General features: G+C 56.0%; 17 protein-coding genes and 1 tRNA gene. 11 read left to right on the top strand and 7 right to left on the bottom strand.

Annotated features, from left to right (window positions below):
• Window positions 1–15: 15 nt before the first annotated feature.
• From C1719_RS13975 to C1719_RS13965, 3 genes are all read right to left on the bottom strand, one after another.
• Entirely contained in the window at window positions 16–186 is a 171-nt protein-coding gene (locus C1719_RS13975; RefSeq protein WP_004614788.1) for a cysteine-rich KTR domain-containing protein, read from the bottom strand.
• 54 nt (window positions 187–240) lie between these two features.
• Window positions 241–2,160: a tetracycline resistance ribosomal protection protein Tet(O) gene (tet(O), locus tag C1719_RS13970; RefSeq protein ID WP_000691758.1), complete on the bottom strand. Its 1,920-nt coding sequence runs from the start codon at window positions 2,158–2,160 to the stop codon at window positions 241–243.
• 366 nt (window positions 2,161–2,526) lie between these two features.
• Window positions 2,527–2,901: a TnpV protein gene (locus tag C1719_RS13965; RefSeq protein ID WP_001129922.1), complete on the bottom strand. Its 375-nt coding sequence runs from the start codon at window positions 2,899–2,901 to the stop codon at window positions 2,527–2,529.
• Window positions 2,902–3,058: 157 nt separating this feature from the next.
• Between C1719_RS13965 and C1719_RS13960 the strand changes: the two genes are divergently transcribed.
• From C1719_RS13960 to C1719_RS13940, 5 genes are all read left to right on the top strand, one after another.
• Complete coding sequence (locus tag C1719_RS13960; protein WP_146007911.1) at window positions 3,059–4,036, top strand: ATP-binding protein; 978 nt, start codon at window positions 3,059–3,061, stop codon at window positions 4,034–4,036.
• 388 nt (window positions 4,037–4,424) lie between these two features.
• Complete coding sequence (locus C1719_RS13955) at window positions 4,425–5,693, top strand: RNA polymerase sigma factor (RefSeq protein WP_180963632.1); 1,269 nt, start codon at window positions 4,425–4,427, stop codon at window positions 5,691–5,693.
• A gap of 8 nt (window positions 5,694–5,701) precedes the next feature.
• Window positions 5,702–8,503, top strand: coding sequence for a leucine-rich repeat protein (locus C1719_RS13950; RefSeq protein WP_102375659.1), 2,802 nt, complete (start codon window positions 5,702–5,704; stop codon window positions 8,501–8,503).
• The gene (locus C1719_RS13945) at window positions 8,500–10,506 is read left to right on the top strand and encodes an Ig-like domain-containing protein (protein WP_102375658.1); all 2,007 of its coding nucleotides are present in this window, start codon (window positions 8,500–8,502) and stop codon (window positions 10,504–10,506) included. The genes C1719_RS13950 and C1719_RS13945 overlap by 4 nt, the downstream gene beginning before the upstream one ends.
• Before the next feature lie 503 nt (window positions 10,507–11,009).
• The gene (locus C1719_RS13940; protein ID WP_102375657.1) at window positions 11,010–11,432 is read left to right on the top strand and encodes a helix-turn-helix domain-containing protein; all 423 of its coding nucleotides are present in this window, start codon (window positions 11,010–11,012) and stop codon (window positions 11,430–11,432) included.
• Window positions 11,433–11,594: 162 nt separating this feature from the next.
• Here the strand turns inward: C1719_RS13940 and C1719_RS13930 are convergent, their stop codons facing one another.
• Window positions 11,595–12,587, bottom strand: coding sequence for an FUSC family protein (locus tag C1719_RS13930; protein WP_180963630.1), 993 nt, complete (start codon window positions 12,585–12,587; stop codon window positions 11,595–11,597).
• A gap of 280 nt (window positions 12,588–12,867) precedes the next feature.
• The gene (locus C1719_RS13920) at window positions 12,868–13,674 is read right to left on the bottom strand and encodes a hypothetical protein (RefSeq protein ID WP_102375654.1); all 807 of its coding nucleotides are present in this window, start codon (window positions 13,672–13,674) and stop codon (window positions 12,868–12,870) included.
• Between the two features lie 466 nt (window positions 13,675–14,140).
• Between C1719_RS13920 and C1719_RS13915 the strand changes: the two genes are divergently transcribed.
• The 3 genes from C1719_RS13915 to C1719_RS13905 all read left to right on the top strand — a co-directional run bounded on the left by C1719_RS13915 (window position 14,141) and on the right by C1719_RS13905 (window position 19,316).
• A complete protein-coding gene (locus C1719_RS13915; RefSeq protein WP_102375653.1) occupies window positions 14,141–15,592 on the top strand; it encodes an APC family permease in 1,452 nt (483 codons plus the stop codon).
• Window positions 15,593–15,890: 298 nt separating this feature from the next.
• Complete coding sequence (locus C1719_RS13910) at window positions 15,891–18,479, top strand: InlB B-repeat-containing protein (protein ID WP_180963629.1); 2,589 nt, start codon at window positions 15,891–15,893, stop codon at window positions 18,477–18,479.
• Between the two features lie 198 nt (window positions 18,480–18,677).
• A complete protein-coding gene (locus C1719_RS13905; RefSeq protein WP_102375651.1) occupies window positions 18,678–19,316 on the top strand; it encodes a DUF6652 family protein in 639 nt (212 codons plus the stop codon).
• Window positions 19,317–19,331: 15 nt separating this feature from the next.
• Here C1719_RS13905 and C1719_RS13900 read toward each other — a convergent pair whose 3' ends face one another.
• Window positions 19,332–20,246, bottom strand: coding sequence for a DNA/RNA non-specific endonuclease (locus tag C1719_RS13900; RefSeq protein WP_102375650.1), 915 nt, complete (start codon window positions 20,244–20,246; stop codon window positions 19,332–19,334).
• 103 nt (window positions 20,247–20,349) lie between these two features.
• Between C1719_RS13900 and C1719_RS13895 the strand changes: the two genes are divergently transcribed.
• Entirely contained in the window at window positions 20,350–21,111 is a 762-nt protein-coding gene (locus tag C1719_RS13895; RefSeq protein WP_102376097.1) for a class I SAM-dependent methyltransferase, read from the top strand.
• Between the two features lie 106 nt (window positions 21,112–21,217).
• Here the strand turns inward: C1719_RS13895 and C1719_RS13890 are convergent.
• Window positions 21,218–21,293: transfer RNA gene (locus C1719_RS13890), tRNA-Thr, on the bottom strand.
• Window positions 21,294–21,880: 587 nt separating this feature from the next.
• Between C1719_RS13890 and C1719_RS13885 the strand changes: the two genes are divergently transcribed.
• Window positions 21,881–24,154 carry a molybdopterin-containing oxidoreductase family protein gene (locus C1719_RS13885; protein ID WP_102375649.1) on the top strand — a complete coding sequence of 758 codons (2,274 nt, stop codon included), beginning with the start codon at window positions 21,881–21,883 and terminating at the stop codon, window positions 24,152–24,154.
• On the top strand, window positions 24,147–24,497 hold the full coding sequence (locus tag C1719_RS13880) for a 4Fe-4S dicluster domain-containing protein (RefSeq protein ID WP_102375648.1): 351 nt from the start codon (window positions 24,147–24,149) through the stop codon (window positions 24,495–24,497). Before C1719_RS13885 ends, C1719_RS13880 begins: the two co-directional genes overlap by 8 nt.
• Window positions 24,498–24,499: the final 2 nt, after the last annotated feature.

Raw genomic sequence — 24,499 nt, 5'->3', positions numbered from 1 at the left:
CATCGGCTCTGCGTCTTAAGCGTCTGGCTCTTTGATGACAGTTATCTTCAAGTTGTCAACTTTAATCAATCTTTCTTGTCTGCATTTTGGACAATAAAGGGGATAATTCTCCAAAACAGTGTCCTTCCTAATTTTATTACGGGTTTTGCTCCCACAAACAGGACACAATATCCATTCGCATTTCATCATAATTAGTCTCTAATCCTTTCAAATCTCATTTTATATGACTTTTGCAAGCTGTTAAGCTAACTTGTGGAACATATGCCGAACCTTATCTATACGGCTATTCGGGCGGCGGGGTTGGCAAATAAATTTACCAATAGCTGGCTGGTATCCTTTTAACTCTGTCAAGCAGACTCCCTGCCCATTTGTGAAATAAGTTAAATCGTTCCTGTATTCTTGAATACATCTAGCAGGGATTTCTCCTTTCAGAATGACCTCGTCATTCTTTATCTGAGTACTTACAATATCTGCACAATACCTTGGAGCATCATGATACGCCCGTGAGAGATATTCCTGCGGTGCATAAATTTCAAAGTGGAGATATGGCTCTAATAGTTCTGTCCCTGCTTTTTTTAAAGCCTGCTCCAATACGATAGGGGAAAGCAGCCGAAAGTCTGCGGGGGTACTTACAGGACTATAATACAATCCATATTCAAAACAGATTTTACAGTCTGTCACTTTCCATCCATACAGCCCCTGCTCGCAGCCATAAAGAACCCCCTCCATAACCGCATTTTGGAACGATTGATTTAAATATCCAAGTGAAACTCTGCTTTCATACTGCACTCCGCTTCCAATAGGGAGCGGCTCTATGGACAACCCGACAGAAGCCCAGAAAGGATTTGGCGGGACTTCTATGTGGATGGTATATTCTGCTTTTCTAAGCGGTCTTTCCATATATATAACAGTAGGCTCTTTTATTTCTGCCTCCACATGATATTTTTCCTCAAGGATGGCACAAATGACTTCCATCTGCACATTCCCCAAAAAAGAAAGTATAATCTCATGCGTTGTAGTATCCACATAATATTTTAAAAGAGGGTCGCCATCTGAAATTTCTGTAAGTGCCCCAAGCAATATTTCCCGCTGTTCAGATTTCTTTACTGCAATCGTTGTTTGGAGCATAGGGAGAGGATTTTCAATAAATTTTCTCTGCGGCAACAGTATTTCGTTCCCCAAAATACTGTTTAGCTGCAAAACATCATTTGGTAAAATTACAATATCACCAGAGCAGGCTGTATCGGATGAATATAATTCACCGTTTGTCGGAACACACATCTCTGTGATTTTTATTTTCTCTTTTTCAGATATTCTAATAACATCCCTCAAATGCAATGTTCCGCTATATATACGCACATAAACAAAACGCCGCCTTTTCTCTGAATATTCAATCTTAAAAACCTGCCCGCATAGTTCAGATTGACCTTCAGGCGTTGATGAATAAAATTTACTGGCAATTACTTCTATAAGCTGCCGAATCCCCAGATTGTTTTTAGCGCTTCCGTGATAAACGGGAAATAACGTTCCGTTTTGGAATCTCCTGTTTTCTTCCTGTTCCAGTTCTGACATTTTAAACGGTTTCCCTGACATATATTTCTCTAATAGTTCATCGTTTCCCATAATTACCGCATCCCACTGTTCCATATCGTCATTGTCCGTTACATTTATATGGGGATGCTGCCCAACCTTTTGCTTCACTATAATTTCCGAAGAAAGCTTTGCTTTCATTTCCCGATATACCATTGGCAAATCAATCCCCTCTTGGTCAATTTTATTGATGAAAAAAATTGTCGGAATCTTCATTATCTGTAGTGCATGAAACAGTATACGGGTCTGTGCCTGTATGCCATCCTTTGCAGAAACTAATAATACTGCTCCGTCTAATACGGATAAAGAACGGTATACTTCCGCCAAAAAATCCATATGGCCTGGCGTATCTATAATGTTGACTTTTACATCCTCCCACTGAAAAGATGTCACTGCTGTCTGGATAGTGATTCCCCTTTGACGCTCCAAATTCATTGTATCTGTCCTTGTTGTGCCTTCATCTACGCTCCCTAGTTCTGCAATTGCACCACTGGTATACAATAAACTTTCCGTTAATGTTGTCTTTCCTGCGTCAACGTGAGCCAGAATGCCTAAGTTAATTATTTTCATGTGATTTTCCTCCTATCAACACCCAAAAAAGGGCATAAAAATACCCAGTGATAAATACTCCTATCACTGGGTAAATAACTCCAATAGCCCCAAAACACTTATATGTTTTCGGGCATATAAAATTACATGATAAAAGTATTCTTAAACTGGGTACAAAAAACTAAGCCCCATATTAAAAGTGAAACGGGACTGCTACTTTTTGTTCCCACTATCAAATTGACAGTTTATTTAAGAATACCTTGCCGCATATTTATTAACTCCTTGTATAATACTGAATCTAATTATATTCCTTAACCCTTTATTTGTCAAGCTGACAAACTAAAGCAGAAAAAGCGGCAGGATTTCCCCCTGCCATTAATCATCTGTTTATGCAAAAATAATTTCCTTTTCCACAATCTCCCTCGCACAAGCCCTTATGTTATTGAGGCATCCTGTCCATTCTAAGGCGTTTTCTGCCTTTAGCTGTTCCGTTATGCCCTGTGCCTGTTTCATACCCTCTATGAGCCTTTCAAAGCGTTCCTGTGCCTGTCTGTTGATGTCGGCAAGGTAGGCGTTTAGCCTGCCGCTTGTAAGAAGATTGGTGTATGTAACTTTACGGTACTGTTTTAGATAATCTAAATGCCGTTGCCCCCAGATGCCTATTGCCTGTTCTTCTTCGGCGGGTACAGTTAAGCACGGTATCAAATAATCCCCTTGCCTTTCGTATTTGCCGCCCAGTTCCTCAAATAATGATTTTGCCATTGTCTGTTACCTCCACATTCTTTTTTATTTTGAATGTCCGCAAAATCCGTCCTACATCGCGAAGACGAGCAAGGACGGCGAAACCACCCGCCACTGCCTCGATACGATTTCCGACGCGTCGAACCACCTGCTCGGGGTGATCAACGACATCCTCGACATGTCGAAGATCGATTCTGGAAAATTCACGTTGGCCGAATCTGATTTCACGGTTAAGCATCTGATCGATCGGGCGATCGGTGTCATAAGCTTCAAGGTGTTCGAGCGGCGGCAGCTCTTATCGATCGAGGTGGATCCCGCAGTGCCGACGGCGATCGTGGCCGATGAGCAGCGGCTTGCCCAAGTGATAACGAACCTGTTGTCCAATGCGGTGAAATTCACGCCCGAAGAGGGGCACGTCGATCTTTCGGTGCGCTTGATCGAAGGCGGTTTCGACGCGTGCGTTCTCGGATTCAGCGTGCGCGATACGGGGATCGGCATATCGTCCGAACAGCAGGCGCAGCTATTCGAATCGTTCGAGCAGGCCGATGCGAGCATCTCGCGGCGTTTCGGGGGAACCGGGCTCGGGCTAGCCATATCCAAAGACATCGTCGAAATGATGGGCGGGCGCATTTGGGTCGATTCTGCGCTCGGACAAGGATCGGATTTCCAGTTCACCGTTCGGGTGGGCGTGGGGGCTGCTCGGCCAGCAGACGATTCCGGGTCTTCCCGCAAAGGGGAGCCTAACCGAGCGCTTTCGCGCGACGGGGCCTTTGCGGGCAAGCGCATCTTGATGGTCGAGGATATCGCCATCAACCGCGAGATCGTCATCACCCTGCTGTCCGATACTGCAGTCTCTATCGACAGCGCGGAAAACGGCCGCGAGGCGCTCGATCTGGTTGCAGCCGATCCCGGTGTGTATGACGCCATCCTCATGGATATCCATATGCCAGAAATGGACGGATACCAGGCCGCCCGGGCTATTCGGGCGCTCGATGCTCCCGAGGCGAAGGCCGTTCCCATCATCGCCATGACCGCCAACGTGTTCCGCGAGGATATCGAGCGGTGCCTTGCGGCGGGCATGGACGATCATCTGGGCAAGCCGATCGACATCGACGATTTGATGGCGATGATGCGAAAGCACCTCGCGAAAGGATAGCGTCCCGAATCGTTGCAGGGCGCTCGATCCGTTGCGGCGAATAAGCCGCATTGCGCCTGTCGTCTGCCTTTTCACGGCGTTCAGTCGCATGCGGGCGAAATCTTCGGCTTCGATGCGCCCTTCGTGGCACGCAGCGCAGGCGGCGCACCGGGTTGCGCTGGTCTGCCGTCAAACAAGTAACATATTATGTAAATACTATGAGCATCCCAAAAACAATAGTAAAACACTATGGTTTAAGGTATATCTATCACAGTTTATGTAATGAATTATAAATTTTACGATTTTCTACCATTTTGGTGACAGATAGATTCACCGCCCGGGAACTATACCTATAGAGCGCGCGTAAAGTTTCGCGCTCGGGCATCGAAGAACGGACTAGGGAATGCACATGGGTGAGAAGAAGGCGCGTCAGGCCGACGTGCGAAAACTTGTTGGTCGAGCAAGGCGAGGCGATGGGAGGGCTTTCGAAGCGCTCATCGATTCATGCCGCTCGAAGATCTTGTATCTGGCGCTTCACTACGCGCGCAACGCCGATGATGCGGAGGATTGCGCTCAGGAAGCGGTCCTCAAAGTGTATCGGGGAATAGGGAAGCTCAAAGATGTCGATGCGTTCGATTCCTGGCTTCACAGCATCGTCAAGTACACGTGCTATCGGAGAAACGGCACCATGGAGAAGAACACGATACTGCTCGGCGGTGATTCTGGAGCACGCGACGCCATTATGTCGATCGAAGAGGCGCGCACCGAATTTCTTCCTGCCGAATATGCCGAAGACGCCGAAAAGCGCTCGTTCATCATGGGGCTCATCAAAGAGCTCAACGAGAATTACCAAGAAGCGCTGCTTTTGTTTTACTTCGAAGGATTTTCGTACAAGGAGATCGCTGCGACGCTCGGCGTAAATGCGAACAAAGTGACGAACGACCTGAAGCGCGCTCGGCAGGCTCTGAGAAAGAAAATAGAGGAAACCGACGGTCGAGTTCTTGCATCGGCGGCGATTCCTGCGGGGGCTCTGCCCACTCTGACGCGCATTTACGAGCTGGATTGCCTGGAAGCCGTCACTCCCGACATGGAAGAGCGGCTGACTGAGTACGCCGCTACGATCTGCGCCGCCACGGTTGCCGCAGGCGCTGGGGGCGCGGCTGCTCTTGGGCAGGGTTTGGGAGCGAAGCTGGCGATCGGGGGTGCCTCGGCTTTGCTTGTTGCCGGAATCGCTGCGGGGGTTGTTGCGTCGGGCGACGCGGTGGAATCGGCTGCCGATCAGCCGGCACCCGCTCGATCCGTATCCGAAGAGCCTGCCGAGCCTCCCGAACCGCATCTCGCGCCCGTCCCCGAGGCCGAGCCTGCCGAGGCGCCCATCGCGACGCTTGCCGACATGATCGGAGCCGAAGGCGAGGCCGCCTTGCTTTCGCTCACAGGCGGCGCCGCGCGAGGCGAGGTGATTGCATTCGCCGAATCGATCGGGGCGCCGCAACGCGGTTACGCCGAAACGCTCGATGGTTCAACGCTCTCGGTATACGAGCTGACCAAGCAGGGTAAGCAGCTGTTCGTGGCTGCGAAAGAATCTCCCGAGACCGATACCGTGGAGGTTGCTTACCGTTTTGGCGATGCGGGGGAGATACCCGACATGTTCGAGTTCATCTCGATGTTCGATAAGTGAGGCACGTGATGGGAAAACAATACGAAAGCACGGATCAGAAATCGAAGAGCCGTTTCAAAGCAGGAGGTGGGGTAATGAACAAGACGAGAAAGCGCAAGCTCATCAGCACGGCTTTGGCGGCTATGCTCGTGCTGAGCATGGTGCTGATTCCGATGGCGTCTGCCGACAACAAAGCAAGGGAAGAGGCATCGGGCGCAGATCCGCAGGCGTCCGTCTATACCGAGACCGCGCTTGACGGCATGGTGGGCTTGCCCGACGATGCCGATCGGGACGGAGCCGCGGCGGATGACTCCGCTTCGCAAGATGCGGGTGCGGATCTGCAGCAGGATCCGGCCGAGGGCGATGCCTCGCTTCCAGATGAAAACCCGACGGATCAGGGCGGCGATTCTCCGAAGAGCGCCGAGGGCGCAGCGCCCTCGGACGACGCGGATGCCCGCGAAGACGGTATCGGATCGGCAACCTTGTCGGGTACGGTATGGCACGATGAAGACGAGGACGGCATTCGCGGTGCAGGCGAACAGGCGATACCGGATTTCGCCCTGACGCTGTGCGATGAAGCGGGCAACGGATTATCGACAACGCGCACCGATGCGAACGGCCGCTATGAGTTTTCGGCGGTCGATGAGGGCACGTACAGCATCAAGGCGGAATCGCAGACGGTGGACGGCGTCGAGTACGTGCCGCCTGCGCCCGAGGCTGGCGTGGAGGAAGACAACAAGTTCGAGGAGGAGATCGAAGGAGGCGAGCCGGTAGCCCGCACCGAGCCGATCGACGTCGAGGCGGGCGCATCGATCGAATCGCTGAGTGCGGGCATGCGGGCAATCGAGCCTGCTGAAGCCGCGAGCGAGGGCGGCATTGCTCCGCTTTCCGATGGCGTGCTCACGGTCGACGTGGGCGAGAAGCCGTTGAGCTGGGCGAACCTCCAAAGTACGCTCAAGAGCCTGTATTCCGACGAGGTCATTGCGGCGGCGACGGTGCTCAAGATCATCGGGAGCCAGGATTCGTTCGAGCTCGGCAGCACGTCGAGTGCTCCTTCGATCGTGCATCTCAACGGCCTCAACATCGACACCATCGATATGTCCCAGTTTACGGGAGGGCTTGGCGCAGGCGCCTTCAACGGGGCGAAGAACATCAAAACGATCGCCCTTGGAACCAGTATAGAGACTATCGGGGCGGTGTCGTTCCAAGGGTGTTCGTCTTTGACGACCATCAGCGATACGCTCGAGAATGCGGCTGCCAATCCGGGAATCATCGATTTGGCGAGCGCCGGGGTGAAGGAGTTCGTCGGAAACTCCCAGTTCTTGGGTTGCACCTCGATAACGGCGGTGACGTTCGGGCCGGATGTCGAAACGCTTTCCTTCTGGCTGTTCTCTGGATGCAAATCGCTTGTGGCTGTCGGCGGCTCGGTTGCCGACATACGGGCATATCCCAACGTCATCGACCTCTCGAGCACGAACGTGACTGAGCTTGTCTCCAACACGTTCGACGGCTGCACCTCGGTCAAGCATGTTGCTTTGGGAAAGAACATCAGCGACGTGCCAAAATACGCGTTCAACAATTGCAAGGCGCTTTCGTCGGTAAGCGATACTCCTGCAAACGCCCTTGCGAATCCCACTGTGCTCGACCTTGAAAAGACGGGTGTGAAGACGCTTGGCGCGGGCGGCTGGCAGTTCAAGAACGGAGAAGGCTATACGACGGTAACGCTGGGGAAAGGCATCACGTTTCTTCCCGGGTCGGTTTTCGCCGGGGCGAAATCCCTGCGCACGCTCAGCGATACGCTGGATAGCGCCCTAGCAACGCCGAACGTCGTCGATCTCGGTGCGACGGGCGTCGTCGATCTCGAATCGCAAGGGTGGCAATTCGGCAATTGCTCGAATATCAGCACGGTCGTATTCGGCACGAAGATCACCTCGCTTCCTTCCTACGTGTTTGTTGGATGCATTTCGCTGTCTACCATCAGCGATACGCTCATCAACGCAAGGGGATCGTCATACGGTTTCGTCGATTTCGAGAAACTGCCCGTTGTTCCGCTTACTTCCGGAGGCTGGCAGTTCAACGGGGTTTACGGAATTCTGTACGCAGGCGCCGAAGGCCTGTCGTTTCCCTCGTATTCTCTTGGCGGCATGAAGGCTTTCGTTCCCGAGACCATCGGATCGGTTGAGTTCACTGCGGATTCCAAGGCAAGCAAGGTTTACGTTCGCGGCCCCGAGGTTTCGTCACCGACTGCGGTTGTCGGCAGCGAGCACCAGGCGGTGAACTACTATCTCGATAGCCTGGTGACGAAAAGCGGTCTCGGCACGGTGACGGCGTGGACCTACAATCAGTACGACCCGTATATTCCCGACAGAATCAACGAAAGGGAGATTGGCAAAGGCAGGCTCGAAGAAGGGCATCGCTATGTCGAGGAGGGCAAGGAGCTCAAATTCGTCGTTGAGCCGAATCCCAACGCTGCTTTGAAAAGGATCACCTACAACGGCGAGCCTGTCGAGCCGATTGCGATCGAGAACACCTACTACTACACGCTTCCTGCCCTGACCGAAGACACGGTCATAAATTTCGAGTTCTCCAATCCGATCAACGTGTTCCATCTGTATGTCGATCGTTCGGGCAATGCCATCGACGGCTACCCTGCGGACGTGCGCAAGGTCGATGAGGGCGAGGCGTACAGCGGTACGGCGCCCGACATTTCCGGCTATGCGTATCAGNGCCCGATGGGATCGAAGACGTCGACGTTGAACGTCAATGGGGTACGATCGCAGGCGGATCGTTCAGTGCTTTTCCGGGAATCTCTCCCGATACGCAGATCGTGAACATCGGAAGCGAATTCGACCTCGGGGCAACCGACGCTCCCGTAGAGAATCTGCCCGCGGGGTACACCTACGTCGGCTACCTCACCGACAAGGATCCGGCGGGGACCAAGCCCCATTCCGGCTCCCCTGCCTTCTCCGCATCGATGACCGATGGAAACCGCATGGTGCACTATATATACGAGCAGTCCGTTTACGAGGTGACCGAACATCACGTAGACCGTTCGGGCAAGATGGTCGCGCCTGATACGTCGCAGGATATAGACCACGGCAATTGGTATCCCGGAACGGGCTCTCAGACCGTAACCGGAATGGTGTACGCAGGCGCAGAGTATCAGGCCCCGACGGCAGATAACCGTTCGATGGTCGATGACGGTTCGCTACCCGAGCTCTTCAACGTGCAGGCGGATGCGGAGGTGTGGTGCGTCTACGGCTACGATAACGGAGGAGGATCGCTCCCCGGCCCAGGTGGCGGGGGCGATAGGCCTGACGGGCTTGAGGATTTCGAGTTCTCGCGCCAGTGGGTGACGCGGGCTTCGGACGGCTCTCTGGTACCGCTGCCGACGGCTGCGACCGATCGTCAGATTCTCAACGTGGGTACGACGTTCGAGCTTGCCTATGATGATGCGCCCGTGCCGAGCATCCCCGCTGGCTACGACTACCGCGGCTATCTGACCGATCAGGATGCGCCCGGTGCTGCGCTGCATCCGGGAACCCCTGATATCGTGTCGAACATCGTTGACGGAAACCGGCAGATCAGCTACGTTTTCTCGGCGCCGCTTGAAAGCCCGAGCGTCGATGCTCCGCTTGAAACCGTGACGACCGTCACTGGATCTGCCGATCGAGGCAATACGGTAACGGTCACGTTCGCCAACGGACAGACGGCGACGGGGGTTGCAAGCTCGCTCGCGCCGCTCTCCGAACTCGCCTCTGCCGACGTCGCCGTTTTGCGGACCGTGGAGACGGGCTATTGGACGGTTGACGTGCCGGCGGGAGTGATTCTTGCGCGAGGAGACGAGGTATCCGCAACCCAGACCGATTCGTTCGGACGCGTGAGCCCCCTTGCCTCGACGAACGTTCTGCCCGTCGATCACGATGTCTCGATTGCCTATACGGACGAATCGGGCAAGACGATTCCGGGCGGCACTTCTTCTACTGTTGCGCATCGGCAGCCCTTTTCGTACGAGCCTCCGACGGTGAGCGGGTACACCTACAGCGGGTGGTCCCTGAACGGTGCAGATCAGGGCACGGGGAATCCGAGCATCCCAAGCGTGACGGCTTCCCATGCCATCACGCTCGTCTACACGGCGAAGGGCGGAACGACTCCCGATCCGGGACCGGGTCCCAATCCGAACCCCGAAGAAGGCAACTACAACTTCGTGAAGGCTCCCAACGTGAAAAGCGTCAAGCCGGGAGAAACGGTAACGTACACGTTCACGGGCTTCGAAAACAAGTGGGGCGCTTCGCTTGACCGCTATGCCATTACCGACAAGCCTGACAAGGGGCTCGACTTCGTGTCGGCTTCCCTCCCGTCGTTCTCGGGCGCCGAGGGCGTCACCTACGATGTGGTGTATTACACCAACCTCAAAGGGCGCAGCGTGCTCCATTCTAATATCGATGCGGGCAAGCCGTTTTCGTTCAACGCGCCGTCTCTGGGCGCAGGCGACTACATAACCGGGCTCGTGATCGATTTCGGTACGGTGCCCGAAGGCTTCGGCCAGGGCAATCAGATCACCATGCAGTTCAGGGTGTGGGACAATCCGCCATCCAAGACGCTTAACAACGTGGGCATGCTCTCGTACTGGAAAGACGGAGAGTCCTTCGAGTTCTCGAGCGGGAAATCGGGTTCGGTCGTGCTCGGCGGGTACTTCTCGGATCTTGTGAGAACGGGAGACGGGCCCCTGATCGCGATGGCTTTAGCCGTTGGCGGCGCCGTGGTTGCGGCGGTGTTCGTTCTTATCAGCATGATTATTCGGTCGCGCCGGAAGAAGCGCGCTATGCGGTAGGTCAATCCCCGAAGCGAAGGCGGCATCTCACCCAGTCGCTTTCGCTAGGGTTTTGATACGGCCGCCTGCTTCCCTAGAGCAGGCGGCCTTCTTGATTCCGCCGTTGGTGAGGCTCTGGTTACAAAATAAGAAAGTTCTTTCATTTTTCTACACAATGTAATATATTGCATTAAAGATTGCTAGCATGATAAGGAAAAACACCGTGAACACGATGGCTGGTTGTATGGAAGCAAAGAGAAAGCAAACGGAAACGGCTGGGGGGGGGGAGCTGTATTGCTGCCAGCTTCGCTGCGGGCTTTTCGAATGCTCGCGTCGGGCATCCGCTGCCAGTAAAGTAATACAGTACATTATTGTCGGACGCCGCCGGCTTGCGAAGCGAGCCGGCGGCGTTTTCGCGTCTTCGCTTGCGGATGGGCGTACAGGATGCGGGCAGGGAAGCCTGCGGGGTTTGCCGGTCCGGCGCGTAAGGGAAAGTCGCAGGCGCAGACGTTGCGGAGTCTGCGATGCGTAAGACGGAGATGTACGAGTTGCTCTCGTTCAAGAAAAGCATCGATATGACCCTGAGAAAAAAGTACGGGCATTTTACCGGGCGGCAGCTTCTCATCTTCGATGCCGTCGCCTCGGGGGACGGAACGGCTACGCTGACCGAGGTTGCGCAGGCGAACCAATGCTCGACGCAGGCGGCGCGGGCGTTTGTGAACGGACTGCGCGATCGGGGCTATCTTGTCGTATTCGAGCCCACGGATGGCGATATGCGGCGCATCGACATAGCGCTTACCGATAAGGGGAGAAAGCTCGCCCAGGCGTGCCCCGTCGAAGACATCGCTGACGAGTTTACGCGATCCGACAAAAACCCCGAGGTGCTTTTGGCCAACGTCGCACTGTTCTTCGAGCATTGGGCTTCTGCTGCCATGATGCAGGAATAGCAGGCGCAGATAGCGGACTCTTGCGGGCGTGCGTCGAGCCGTACAACAACGGAGGCAACGATACCCACCTTGCCTTTGCCGTCGACGATATGGCGTCAGCCCATGAATTGCACGAAAAGATGGGCTGCATCTGCCATGAAAACAAGGGTATGGGAATCTATTTCATCGTTGACCCTGATGGCTGCTGGCTTGAGATAGTGCCGATGTGAGTTTGCTCCACGGTATTCCGTTGACAGCGAAGGCGATGGCGAATCCGATGACGATGAGTGCGATTCGTCCGACGATCGCCGTTTTCGGATCGAATAGCAGGGCGGCCGTTGCAAGGGCGTTGACGGTGATGAACATGATCTGCATCTCGTAGTCTTTTGCGAACATGTAGATGTAGCCGAACAGCAGGATGGCGATGGGTTGGTATTCTGCGGGAACAAGGTAGATGAAAACCACGACGAAGACGATTGCTCCGATCGCTGTCCCGAGCATGCGCTTTCCGAACCGCTCCATGACGGCCTTCCGTTCGGGTTGCGTAAGCGAAAACACGGTAAGTCCGATCCACATGGCCTTATCGGTTTGGAGAAGTTCTCCTGCCAGCATAGCCACACTAACTCCGACGGCCATTCTCAAGGCGAAGGAGAAGCGCGGCGAATGCACGTCGATTGCTCGGATGATGGATCCCACGGACGCATCCGGTGAAGGTTTTTTCGCATGAACCGCCCAGTAGACTCCAGCGATGATGATTCCGCAGATCACAACCGATGCCAAACGTGCCGAAAAGGCGTTTTCGCTTACTGGGATGCCCTGGATGAAAAGATAGCACAGCATAAACGGCAGATACGACCTGTCTTCGATGCGCGCGGTCGTGAGATACATGATAGCGAAGACGAAGGCCAGGTTGAAGGCGAGCAGCACGAGGGGATTGAGGTTGGCAAGCAGTGCCGCGCATACGATTGCGACGAACAGGCCGACGATGAGAAGGGGCGCCTGCGATGTCTTCACCCCTATATCGGTTTTGAGAAACATGAGCAGAGCCGTGATGAGCGTAATGCCCACCAGCATGTTTTCCGATCCGAACCGATCCTGGAACACGGTCATGCAGATGATGATTCCGACGAGAAGAGCTGCCTTGCCGATCGCGCTGCGAAGCGATATCTTGTCCATCCCTTGCCTCCTTCGTAAAGCATGTACCAGCATACCTTAACGGGATGGGGGGCCGGTGCCGCATGGGCTACGGTTCGATATCGGTTTGGTTCGATGCATCGGTTCTCGGCGCGATGCGGAAATCGCCTTTGCGCGGCAAGGTACAAGGACTGGCAGAGCGCCCTCTCGTTTGCGGATGGCGCGGGCGGGCTGCGGTGATGTGCGGCCTGGGAAACCGAAAGAGCCCGCGCCTATGCGCGGGCTCTTTCGGTTGCGTGGCGTGCCTGGCGTATCGTGGCGCTTACCGTGCGGCGAAGTAGGCGTAGATGGACTTCCCGGAAATGTCTTCGCTGTCGGTGCCTTCGGGATAGGTCATGACATCGAATACGTAATCCTCGTATCCCTTGACCATGGCGAAGTATCCGCGAAGCTTGTAGGTGTTGCCCGGGAAATACTTCGCGTCGGCTTCGGTTTCGAGCTCATCGACCATACCCATGCCCACGTAACTTCCGCCCTTGGTGGGGATGCCGCCGCCTTCGGGGTTGGATGCCTTGAGGGTCTGCTGCACGTTGGAGAGCCCGAATTCGCCCGCATTGAAATCTTCGGGAACGGTCACGGTGTAATCGACGATGCATATCTCGACGTCATCGGGCAGCTCGGCGTTCGCTAGGTCGATCTGCATGAAATCGGGCGCTACGGCGTTGTGGTCGGCGAAGCACTGCTCGACATAGGCGCTGTCTTCGGTCGTTGTGGTTACCTTGTCGATCGAGGCGTACACGGCGTGGTAGAGCTTGTCTCCCGTCGAGTAGATGCCGAGCTCCACGGCCTGACCGATAGGTGCGGGGGATTCGGCGCTGGTGTCGGTGGGGGATATCGCGCCGGTAAGGGCTGGTTCGCTGCTGTTCGAGGTCGCGCCATCCTTCGCGGCATCGTCCTTGTTCGCGTCGTCTTGCTTCTCGACGGGGTCAGGCGATTCGACGGGCTCGGGTTCTTTCTGTGGCTCTTCGGCAGGCGCGGAGCATCCGAACAGGGGCAATGCGATAAGCATGAGGCCGGCAAGGAAAGCTGCCAAGCTCGCTCTCGTTGTTTTCAGCACAGTGGATTTCATTGCGGTTCCCTTCCTTGATTGAACTACCTTCCAAAATAATAACATCATACATAGTTATATGGTAGAAAATCTGCATCATTTTTAGGGTCGGGAATCGCTTGGCTGCTGTCGGCAGCAGGGCGCGTAGCCGGTCGAGAGAGACTCTGATGAGAGCCTGACAAACGTTGGGGTGTTGTCGGGTTCGGGTTTGATGCCGAGCGGAGGCGTTTCGTTCGCCCGATTATGCCTATTGTCCTCGCTTTTCAATCCGCTCGCCGCATGATGAGAAAAATTAGAGCACGCGAGAGCAAAATTTATATAAGGGGGAGTATCATTGTTTGCGCTTTGGAAACGCGTGGGCAACGGTATCCGAACAGTGCGATCTGCGGTGGGGACGGATCCTTTTGGCCGAAGTCCAAATCGATCGGGTTTTCGGTTGGTCGGTCTGCCCATGGCTCCCAAATAGGAAAATAGGAAAGGATTGGATATGGCTAAGGAAACCGATCACTCCACAGAACTCAGACATGGTGTCATTGGCACCGTGCCCCTGGCGTTTCTCGTGATCGCAGCTGCGGCGCCCTTGGGGGCGTGCGCTGCAAACATCCCGCTTATCATCGGCCTCGGCAACGGCATCGCCGCTCCGATGGACTTCTTGTTCATCGGCGTGCTGCTCATTTTATTTGCCGTCGGCTATACGGCTATGAGCGCGCATGTGACCAACGCAGGTGCTTTCTATACCTACATCTCGATGGGGCTTGGAAAGCGGCTTGGCGGCGCGGCGGGGTATCTCGCCGTTGCGGCGTACAATTTTCTGACCCTGTACACCGCTGCGGTGGGCGGCTATTTTGCCTCCGATATCCTGAACATCGAATTGGGAATTCAGGTTCCGTGGTGGATTCTTACCGTGGTTCTCTACATCGCAGTGTTTCTGCTCGGCTACTTTGGCATCGAGGGCGGCACGAAATTTTTGATGGTTTGCCTCGTCTGCGAGGTTGTGATTCTTGCGGCTACCGATATCTCGGTGCTTGTTCAGGCTGGCCCTGCCGCCTACACGACCGCTTCGTTCGATCCGGCGACGTTCTTCAGCGGGGCTCCGGGGTTGGGCATCGCATTCGCTTTCCTGTGCTTTATCGGCTTCGAGGCAACGGCCATTTTCGGCGAAGAGGCCAAGGACCCTCGCCGCACGGTTCCGCGCGCCACCTACTTTGCGGTTATCTTCGTCGGGGTGGTCTACGCGTTCACGGCATGGTCGGTCATCGCAGGCATGGGCGGCGATGAGATCGTTGCCATGGCCCAATCCGATCAGGCGGGCAACATCTTCTACACGGTGGTGACCACCTACATGGGCCCGATTGCCGGCCATGTCTTCAACTTCTTCTTCATCATGAGCGCGTTTGCCTGCTGGCTGGCCACGCATAACATGGCATCGCGCTACCTGTTCGCATTCGGTCGCGCGGGCATGCTGCCCAAGGCGCTCGGCCGCACGCATCCGAAGCACAAATCGCCTTACATCGCCTCGATCGTGCAGCTGGCGTTCGGCCTGATCGTCGTGCTCGTGTGCCTCGTGCTCGGATTCGACCCCTACACGCAGATCGGCGCTATCGCCTCGGCCATCGCCGTTGTGGGCATCATGACGCTCGAGTTGCTGGTGTGCGCTTCGGTTCTGGGGTATCTGCGCAAGCACAACCATGAAGAGGGCTATCACTACAACGTCTTCACCACCACGATCGCACCGCTTTTGGCGCTGGTGGGGCTGTGCTACATCGCATTTCTCGTCATCAGCAACTTTGCGCTGCTCACGGGTCTGGACAACATGGTGCTCAACGTCATCTTCGCATGCCTGATGTGGATCGTCGGCGTCTGCGGTTTCGTTGCATCCGTCGTGAAGGATAAGCGCGGCACGCTGGCCGATCCGACCACCATCGAGGTGGAGGAGTAGGCGGGTTGTTCGCCGCCTTTCGGCTCGTGCGTGCTTGCGTTCTGGCGGCGGGCTGGCTTTAGGCCAACGGTTTGGTCGTGCGGGGCGTTGGCATCCGCGTCTTTCGCTCGATTATCTAGTGCGGGGCAGCTCGGCAAATCGCCGAGCTGCCCCGCTTGCATGTTTGCTCTCAACGCGATCCGTTCGCTCTCTCATGGAATCCTACTCTTTTACTATCAGTTCTAGCGCATCTATGGCATAATTAGTAATAACTTATATAAAAATGAATGCATAGATGAGCGAATTGAAAGGATGTCATATGAAAGCATCGCTTCGCAGCAGGGTGTTCACCTGTGTGATCGTCGCTATTCTAGTGACGATGATGGCCATTCCCATCGGCGCTTTTGCAGATACCGCTTCTTTGGTGCGTCCAAGCGCGGAACCGCTTGGCTCAATCGTTGGGGAAAACGGAGGAACCGTTATCGACGTGCCGAACCTGCCGGTAAACGTTGGGAAGGTTGAAGATGAGGGAGGGCGCGACGCCGGCGGAGACGATTTCGCGCTTAGTTCGAGACCTCTCGATGCAGTGCCCTTCGATGAAGGCGTTTCTGCGGCGCCGCTCTCTTCGGGGGATATCGTCATCTCGGCGGGCGGGGCGACGACGCTCACGCTTTTTGAAACGGCCTATGTCTTGAGCGGGGCGCAAAGCGGCTGGGGAGCGCTCGATGCCGACACTTCCCTCGTCGTTGACGAGGGGGTGAGCGGTAATCTCACCATACAGGGCTCTGGCGCCTTGCAGAGCGTGCTGCTTCGTTCCTCCGATGACATGTTCGGGCTCGACTGTACGATCGACATGGATGCGAACGTGCGCGTCTCCGATAGAATCGAGACCATGGATCTGAATATCCTCGGAGCGCTCGATGTTTCGAGCTCTGCGGTTTTGGATGTAAGCCCCGAATCGTATTCCGCTATCGTCGATGTGTGCGGTTCGCTGTACATGAACGGCGCCTCGTTTACGGGCCGTGCCGCTCCGTCTGCCCAGAGCGCTTACTTCCTGCTTGTGCGCGATACACTCGAATCCGCTCCGAACAATTCGATGATACTCAATGGAAGCTCCCTTTCCCTCATCTCCGATTCCGTAGATATTGAAGTGCTGTTTTCGATTGACGGCCAGGACCTCTACGCTTTCGATGGTTCGGTGTACGTGGAGCAGGCCCCTGGGTCTGCGGGAATTGGGTTCTTGTCAAGCTCGGAAAGTCCTGCCTACGGAACGGTGTATCTCGATGGAAACACGTACGTGGGTGCCACCGCGCCGAACGGTACCGCGATAATCTGGAAAACGGCACGGCTTGCGGGCAATACGCAGGTCTTTGCCGACGGCGGCGAGAGGGGCGCTCAGATACATTACCTCTACATTGGCGATCAGTCGTCTCCGAGCAACGCGAGCATCACGGCAACGAGTTCTTTCATCGCACTCGAAGTTCTGCGTGCCACCGAGGTATACGGTGCGGGCAACACGGTTGCTTCGATCGTGGCGATCGCCGATGACAGCCAAGGGGGAGGCGCCTCCATCGGAGCCATCCTTCGCAGGCCCGTTCTGAAGAACACGTTCGTAAGCGCGACGGCGACATCGGCCATGCAGCCTACGACCGGTCTGCAGATATACGATGGCCATAACGGATACGATGGAACCGCCGATCCTGAGCCTCAGGCGTATTTCGAGAACAGCGCGCTCGAGGCGACGGGCACGGCGGCGGGCATCCACATGGCGTCGGCGTTGGTTGGAGAGACGCCGTTTATCGGGTGCGATGTGCGCGCTACGGTGAAGCATGCGACGAAGCCCGCCGGTATAAGCGATGTGTCCGCCGGCATCGTGTCGCTCGGTGGCTCGTACCGATTCCTCGATTCGACTGTAGACGCCTCGGGCGGCAACTACGGATGGCTGAGCTATGAGGACGATGAGAGCATGGAGGGTCTCGGGACCCGCGTCTATGCTGAAGACGGATCCGATTTGACGCTTGAGGGAGAACGTTCGGGCATCGCGGTCAAATCTCATATCGAGGCGAGCGGAGGTTCGACCATAACGGGCATCGCTTTGGCCGTCAACCCGCTTAACGGCAATGATAACGTTCCCGCCGTGCACGTATCGCAGCGCGTGCCGGGGGCGGACGAGATACGGGCTGATGGCGGTACGATCACCGAGGTATACCCAACCCACATCGGCCGCGCGATCGCACCGAGCGAAGGCGAGTCGTTCAGTCCCTATGCGATGTCATGGAATTTGGCGAGCCCGCAGCGCTATGCATGGAGCGTCGACACCCCGAACATAGAGCTTGCCGCGAACGGCGCGGGCGTGTATACGCCATCCGATACGGGAAGCGGTGTTCCCAATGTGACGGTTACCGCGACGCGCGCGGCGACGCACGCTTCGGAGCCGGTTGTCGTGGGGGGCAGCGGATCTGCCCATAACGTCGTGCTGCTCGCCGACATCGGGCCGCAGGCTGCCGATACGGTGACGGTGCGGTTCGAGCCGAACGGCGGTGCCCCGAAGCCCGCCGACCAAACGGTTGAGAAGGGACAGCGCGCAGTTGAGCCGACCGGCTCGAAGGCGCCCGTCAGGGAGGGTTATCGATTCGCAGGCTGGTATACTGATACTTCGCTGAGCTCCCGATGGGATTTTGCGAGCGCCGTGCAGCAGGACATGACGCTGTATGCGAAATGGGACACCACTGCGAGCGTTCCTGCGAACCCGAATCCGACTCCGACGCAGGGTTCGGGCGCGGGCAAGGGCTTCGCCCCGCGAACGGGCGATCCGATGCTCGATGCCGCTTTGACGGTAGCGCTGTTTGCCGTCGCCTGCTCGGTGATCGCGTTGGGTGCGAAGCTCAACGCCCGCCGAAGGGCCTAGCCTGATCGGGAAGCATGCTGGCAGCCCGGCTATCGCCGGGCTGCTGGTGTTCGTCGGGAGCGTCGTTCGATGGGTGGATCGGCAAGTGCTCCCGCTGATCGAGGGTCGAGCCTGCATGTGGCAATGATATTGGCGCGGCGATGCCGCAGCGCTGTTCGTCCGATGTGCGGCCGAGTGCGTATAAACGATAGGAGCGCGATGAAGGCGGCGAGAAGAATTCTTCTGATTGTGTTCGTGGTGTTGGTGAACGTTTCTACGGCTTCGATGCTGCTGCCGTTCTTGCTGATGGACTCCGACCTGCTCAATGACACCGGTTTTTTTAGCTTTCTCATGACAGCGGGCGTCGGCGCGCTTGTTCTGGCGTTTTTCGTATCCATCGCCTGCGTTGTGGTGGCTTTCGCATCGCTTGGACCTCTTGCTTCGCGCCCCGATCAGCAGCGGGGGTTGGGTTTGCAGGTGTTCGTGTGCAAGCTTTTGATGATTCCCTATTTCGTGGTTACGTTCGCCTATGCGTTTTTGTTCGCGTTCGCCAGTTCTCTTCTGACGCTGAGCATCCATCTTGCATCGTTGGGTATCATGTTCGGAGCCATGATGGCCGTGCTCATTCCGATTATGAGCTTGGTGAACTACCTGTTTCTCATGGCGACGAGCTCGTTTGCCGTATCGAATATCGTCCTTGCGTACCGCAAGGGCCTCATTGCCTTTTCCACGACCGTCGTGTTCGTTATCCTGCAGCTTTTTCCGATCGCCGACGTTGCGAGCTACGGGTTTATCGTGAAGCACCTCCGCACGCTTGAATCCCGGGCGCAATTGCGGGCGGGCGGCGGCACTCTCTGATTCGGCGCGCTCGTCTTACGGATCGCATCTTCCGCAAGGCTCGTATCCGCCCTCCAAAAGCTCGTCGCGCGTGCCCGTGAACTCCTGCTTGTTGTGCTCTGCCATGTCGTCGACCGATTTGCAGTTGGGATCGTGGAACTTCATGGAGCGCGTGTTGAGGATGTAGACGCGCTCCTCGCCGGCTGCTTCTGCATCTTCGGCTGAGGCGCCGCTGTTATCTCCCGTGGCGTAATCGATCTCGACATTCGGCTGGACGTTGTAGCAGTACGCGTTGAAGCGCACGCCCGCACCGCCGTCCTCTATCGACAGAGCCTCAAGCTGCACGCCGCGGACAACGAGTTCGGAGCCCTGGAAGAGGGGGGTGGCGCGAAAAAGCACGTGGTTGCCCGTTTCTTTGACGTAGGCGGCAATCTCGTTTTCGAGGGGGAGCATACCCTGCGTGTTCAGATAGCGCGTGCCCGTGATAAGGTTTCGCTCGTTGGCGTTTTCGCCGGTAAGCTGGAAGCCGATGAGGTGGCATCGATTGTAAAGGTACCTGCCGTCGATAAAATCGTATTTGGATATCTGCCAGCCCGAGGGTTTCACCATGCCGATGCTGCCGCGCTCTTCAGTAGGCAAGGTCTCGGGTCCGACGAGGGCGACGGCCGGTCCGCATCGTCCCAAAGCGTCGAGCTCGCTGTACGATTCGAGGCCACCCGCTTTGGCGGCATCAATATCCTCGTCAGTGAAGCCGGGCTGACCGCCGTCGACTTCCACAGAGGGCTCGCCTGCGTATTCGGGAATCTCCGAGAGTGCGATGCTTTCGGTGCGTTCAAGGCCTTGGGCTTGGTTCGGGGTGGCGGGGGCGTGGGAGCAGCCTGCAAGGGCGAGCGCTGCGGCAAGGGCAAGCGCGAGCGCGGATGCAAAGAGTTTTCGTACATGGTTCGGCATGACAGGATTATCTCATGCTTCGTGCAGCGTTTCGGTGCGAAAAGCGAGACGGCTGTCGAGCGGCCGGTGCTATGGTATGCTTGGCAAAAAGGAGGCACGCCTTATGGAAAACAAGCAGCCGTCGATAATCGATCTGTTGATCGAAACCCATGTGGGATTAGAGAGGCAGGGCCCCGGCAGCACCGAAACAACGTGCAAAGCCCTCGGGTTCCTTGGCAATCTCGAACAAATCTCGAACACGGCAGATTTGGGATGCGGAAGCGGCCCGCAAACGATGGAACTTGCGCGCCACTTGTCCGGCAGCATCGTCGGTTTGGATATGTTTTCGGATTTCATCGGCGTTCTCAACGAGAACGCCGACAAACAGGGTGTCGGAGACCGGGTGAGGGGAATCGTCGGTTCGATGGACGACCTTCCCTTCGAGGAGGAGTCGCTCGACTTGATTTGGTCGGAGGGCGCAATCGATAATATCGGCTTCGAAAAAGGACTTGCGCATTGGCGGGGCTTCCTCAAAAAGGGCGGCTACCTCGCCGTAACCTGTCCTTCGTGGCTGACCGCCGAGCATCCTGCTGTCATCGAGGGGTTCTGGTCGGATGCTGGAAGCGGATTGGATTCGGTCGAGCATAACGTTGCCATTCTGCAGGCATGCGGATATCGGTTCATTGCCTCCTTCGCGCTGCCGGAATACTGCTGGACCGAGAAGTACTTCGTTCCGCGCGAGGCGGTGCTCGAAGAGCTTTTGAAGAAGTATCCCGATGATGAAACCGTAGAAGCGTTCGTTGCGGAAAACCGATACGAGGTGGATCTGTACTCGAAATACGGGCAGCATTACGGATACGTTTTCTACATCGGCCAGAAGCTGTAGAAGGCCGGTTCGGGTTTTTGGCACGCGGTTGGCGCACATTGATTTTCGATGGCTTCGAAAACAGAAACAGGTCAGTCAAGTTCCCCTGACTGACCTGTACTTTTTCTGGAGCCAACGAGCGGATTCGAACCGCTGACCTACGCATTACGAGTGCGTTGCTCTACCAGCTGAGCCACGTTGGCGAATCGGCTTCACAAGTGAAGCGCGAACAAGAAGTATAGCGAAACAGCCATTTGTCCGCAAGGTCGAAATGGCCGAGAACGCGCAATTATCCATGAACGCCCGATCGGGCGCCGCTCTTGTCTCGTGCGAGCGTCTCGAAATTTCGGAGCCGCTCTTGACGATCGCCTGTCGCACCGGGTGCTTGTGCATGCCTCTCCGTCTGCCATTTGCGCGGTCTTATACGTTTTGGAATAGGTTTTAGCAGGTCAATACCTTCATTAATCGTTGACTAGTCGCGCGAGGCCAGAGGAATCCTGCTTTTCGTTGAGCCGTCTCCTCGTTTTCGTACATCGCGGCGATTCCCGCGTTTAACTCCTCTTCCTACCATTCCCCTTGACGCACTGCAGGTGTTCGCAACTTTGTAATCGGCGCCGATATACCGTGCGAACATCTCGGTCATTCGCCTGGCAAACAAACGAGTGTCTGCGTCGTGGGGCGGTTTCATCTTGGACGGGTTTGCATTCGTCCGAAAAACGAAGGTCCATGATGGGATGCTTCAGAGCAAGCCAAGAAGAAACCGATTGATACGATAGGGGGATGATAATCAATGAGCAACGCAAACGTGCGCGATTATGCGAAATCGGGCTATGGGGCGGAAAGCGATCCGACCGTGAAGCGTACGCGAACCATGTGTACCGGCTGCCACAACCGCTGCGGTGTGGTCGTCTATTCCAAAGACAACAAGATCGTAAAGATCTTGGGCGACAGGGAACACGTTTTCACGAAGGGCAACATCTGCGGCCACTGTTTGAGCCAACGATTCATTCACGAGGACGAATCGCGCGTCATCTATCCCATGCGCCGCGTCGGCCAACGCGGGTCGGGCGAATGGGAGCGGATCTCGTGGGACGAGGCCATGGAGACCATCATCAGCAAAACCAAAGAGCTCCAAGCGCAGTATGGACCCGAATCCATCATCGTCGGCCAGGGAACCAGCCGATCGACGAACGACTGGCACATGCGCCTCAACCACACGCTTGGCGGCCACGCCTGGGGGTTGGCGCCCCTGCACGTCTGTCTGAGCCCCGTCATCATTCCGAATGCGCTTTCTTTCGGCGTGGGGCAGGACACGGGCGCCGATTTGATGGCTCGTTTTAGAAGCGACCCCTTCGCAACGAACTGCTACGTGCTGTGGGGAATATCGCCTCATTGCCTGATCGAGCAGTTTCACGTGATGAGGGAGAACCAGAAGAAGCATGGGGCGAAGATCATATCCATCGACCCGCGTTTCAACGAGCTGTCGAACATTGCCGATATCGTGCTTCGCCCGCGGCCCGGCACCGATGGTGCGTTGGCTATGGCCTTCATGAACGTAATCATACGCGAGGGGCTCTACGATGCCGAATGGATCGAGCATTGGACCTACGGTTTCGATGAGCTGGCGCAGCGGGTGAGCGAATTCACTCCCGAATACGCCGAAAAGATCACAACCGTTCCCGCCGATGACATCGCAGAGGCAGCTCGCACGATGGCAAAGTACGCTCCGTCGCAGTTCTACAACTACCTCGGGCCGAACTGCATGCATTCCAACGCCATTCAGAACGGGCGTGCCATTACCTGTCTGATCGGGCTGCTCGGGCCCGTCGATCAGCCTGGCGGCTATGTGCTCAATCCAGGCATGGGTGTAGCGTCGGAAGTCGAGCTCACGCTGAACCCGTTCGTCGACTTGCTGGCTCCCGAGTCGAAGATGATCGGAGCCGAAGATTATCCGGCGCTCCCGGTGCTCGGCGGAACGCATTGGCCTTACGGAGTATGGAACGCCATCCTGACTGAAAAGCCCTTCCCGGTGAAGATGCTCGTGTTCATCGCGAGCGATGCGCTCATGTGCTACGAGAACCCGCAGAAAATCGAGGAAGCGCTGCTTTCTCCCAATCTGGAACTCTTGGTTGTCAAAGATTTTTACTTTTCAGAGACGGCGAAGCTTGCCGATATCGTCTTGCCCACCTCCACGTGGTCCGAGATCGAGACCACTGAAGACGAGCGGACGGAAGGGTATTTCATTCCCGCACGCGCAGCGGTCGAAGCGCCGGGCGAATGCTGGGACGATTGGGATTTCATCCTGCAATACGGCAAGGGCATCAACCCTGAACAGTGGCCGTGGGAGTCGCATCGCGAGATGCTTCTCTGGAAACTCAAGATCATGTATGGGATTGAGATGACGTGGGATGAGTACATAGCGAGCGATCTGATCGAGATCCGTCCTCATCTTCTTGCTGAAAACCGCGATTACTACAAGCACGAAAAAGGCATGCTCCGCGCCGATGGGCAGCCGGGCTTTGAAACCGCTACGGGTCGTTTCGAGTTCTGGTCGGGCGCCACAGCCGAGTTCGGATACGATCCGCTGCCCGATTATACCGAACCCGCCGAATCGCCGGTAAGCGCACCGGCTCTCTCGCAGCGCTACCCGCTCGTGTTCGATTCCGGCCACCGCCTGTACATGTTCTTCCATTCCGCGTGGACGAACGTCCCCCAGCAACGAGAACTGTATCCCGATCCGTTCGCCGTGGTGCATCCCGACGATGCGAAGGATCGCGGGATCGGGGACGGCGATTGGATCGAAGTGGAGTCTCCCCGCGGTTCGATCACGGTCAGGGCGGTTGTTTCAGACGAGGCGAAGAAGGGCGTTGTGTTCACGCCGCGCCCCGGTTGGAAGATGGATTGCAAGGAGCTCGGCTTGCCGGGGCACGGCTGGAAGGGATCGAACTCGAACATCCTGGTTCCCGCTGAGCCCTGCGATCCGCATTATGGAAATTCGCCCATGCGTTCGACGCTCTGCGATATCAGGAAGAGCTCGGAAAGGAGCGCTGATTGCCGTGGCTGAGAGGATAGGATTTTTTGTCAACACCGACTACTGCAACGGGTGCCAGGCCTGCCAGGTAGCCTGCAGGGAGATCAACCGCGTACCCTTCGGCGAAACGTGGCTCACGGTCATTCGGGACAAGCCGAAGATGAGGGGAAAAGAGAAGCTGCAAATGCGCTTTGCGCATATTCCCGAGTTGGATAAATGCGCGTTGTGTCTCAAGGAAGAGGAGGAGCCGTATTGTCAGGCGATCTGTCCGTCTCGATGCCTTAAAGTAGGCTATTACCGAGATATGGCTCCCGTATTGGCAGATTCGGACGATCGTTGGTCTGTTTCAGTGGCAACAGCCGAAAGCGAGGGGTAAAC

The organism is Raoultibacter massiliensis (assembly GCF_900199545.1).
GTDB lineage: Bacteria > Actinomycetota > Coriobacteriia > Coriobacteriales > Eggerthellaceae > Raoultibacter > Raoultibacter massiliensis.
Note: the sequence above shows the minus strand (reverse complement) of the source record. Positions and strands in the feature narration are given on the sequence as shown.

Bases quoted from the DNA above. Each gene is read 5' to 3' on its own strand.
- C1719_RS13930 (WP_180963630.1), bottom strand. From the start codon at position 12,587: ATGGACAAGATATCGCTTCGCAGCGCGATCGGCAAGGCAGCTCTTCTC.
- C1719_RS13900 (WP_102375650.1), bottom strand. From the start codon at position 20,246: ATGCCGAACCATGTACGAAAACTCTTTGCATCCGCGCTCGCGCTTGCC.
- C1719_RS13940 (WP_102375657.1), top strand. From the start codon at position 11,010: ATGCGTAAGACGGAGATGTACGAGTTGCTCTCGTTCAAGAAAAGCATC.
- C1719_RS13910 (WP_180963629.1), top strand. From the start codon at position 15,891: ATGAAAGCATCGCTTCGCAGCAGGGTGTTCACCTGTGTGATCGTCGCT.
- C1719_RS13975 (WP_004614788.1), bottom strand. From the start codon at position 186: ATGAAATGCGAATGGATATTGTGTCCTGTTTGTGGGAGCAAAACCCGT.
- C1719_RS13955 (WP_180963632.1), top strand. From the start codon at position 4,425: ATGGGTGAGAAGAAGGCGCGTCAGGCCGACGTGCGAAAACTTGTTGGT.
- C1719_RS13920 (WP_102375654.1), bottom strand. From the start codon at position 13,674: ATGAAATCCACTGTGCTGAAAACAACGAGAGCGAGCTTGGCAGCTTTC.
- C1719_RS13915 (WP_102375653.1), top strand. From the start codon at position 14,141: ATGGCTAAGGAAACCGATCACTCCACAGAACTCAGACATGGTGTCATT.
- C1719_RS13895 (WP_102376097.1), top strand. From the start codon at position 20,350: ATGGAAAACAAGCAGCCGTCGATAATCGATCTGTTGATCGAAACCCAT.
- C1719_RS13960 (WP_146007911.1), top strand. From the start codon at position 3,059: ATGTCGAAGATCGATTCTGGAAAATTCACGTTGGCCGAATCTGATTTC.
- C1719_RS13885 (WP_102375649.1), top strand. From the start codon at position 21,881: ATGAGCAACGCAAACGTGCGCGATTATGCGAAATCGGGCTATGGGGCG.
- C1719_RS13965 (WP_001129922.1), bottom strand. From the start codon at position 2,901: ATGGCAAAATCATTATTTGAGGAACTGGGCGGCAAATACGAAAGGCAA.
- C1719_RS13905 (WP_102375651.1), top strand. From the start codon at position 18,678: ATGAAGGCGGCGAGAAGAATTCTTCTGATTGTGTTCGTGGTGTTGGTG.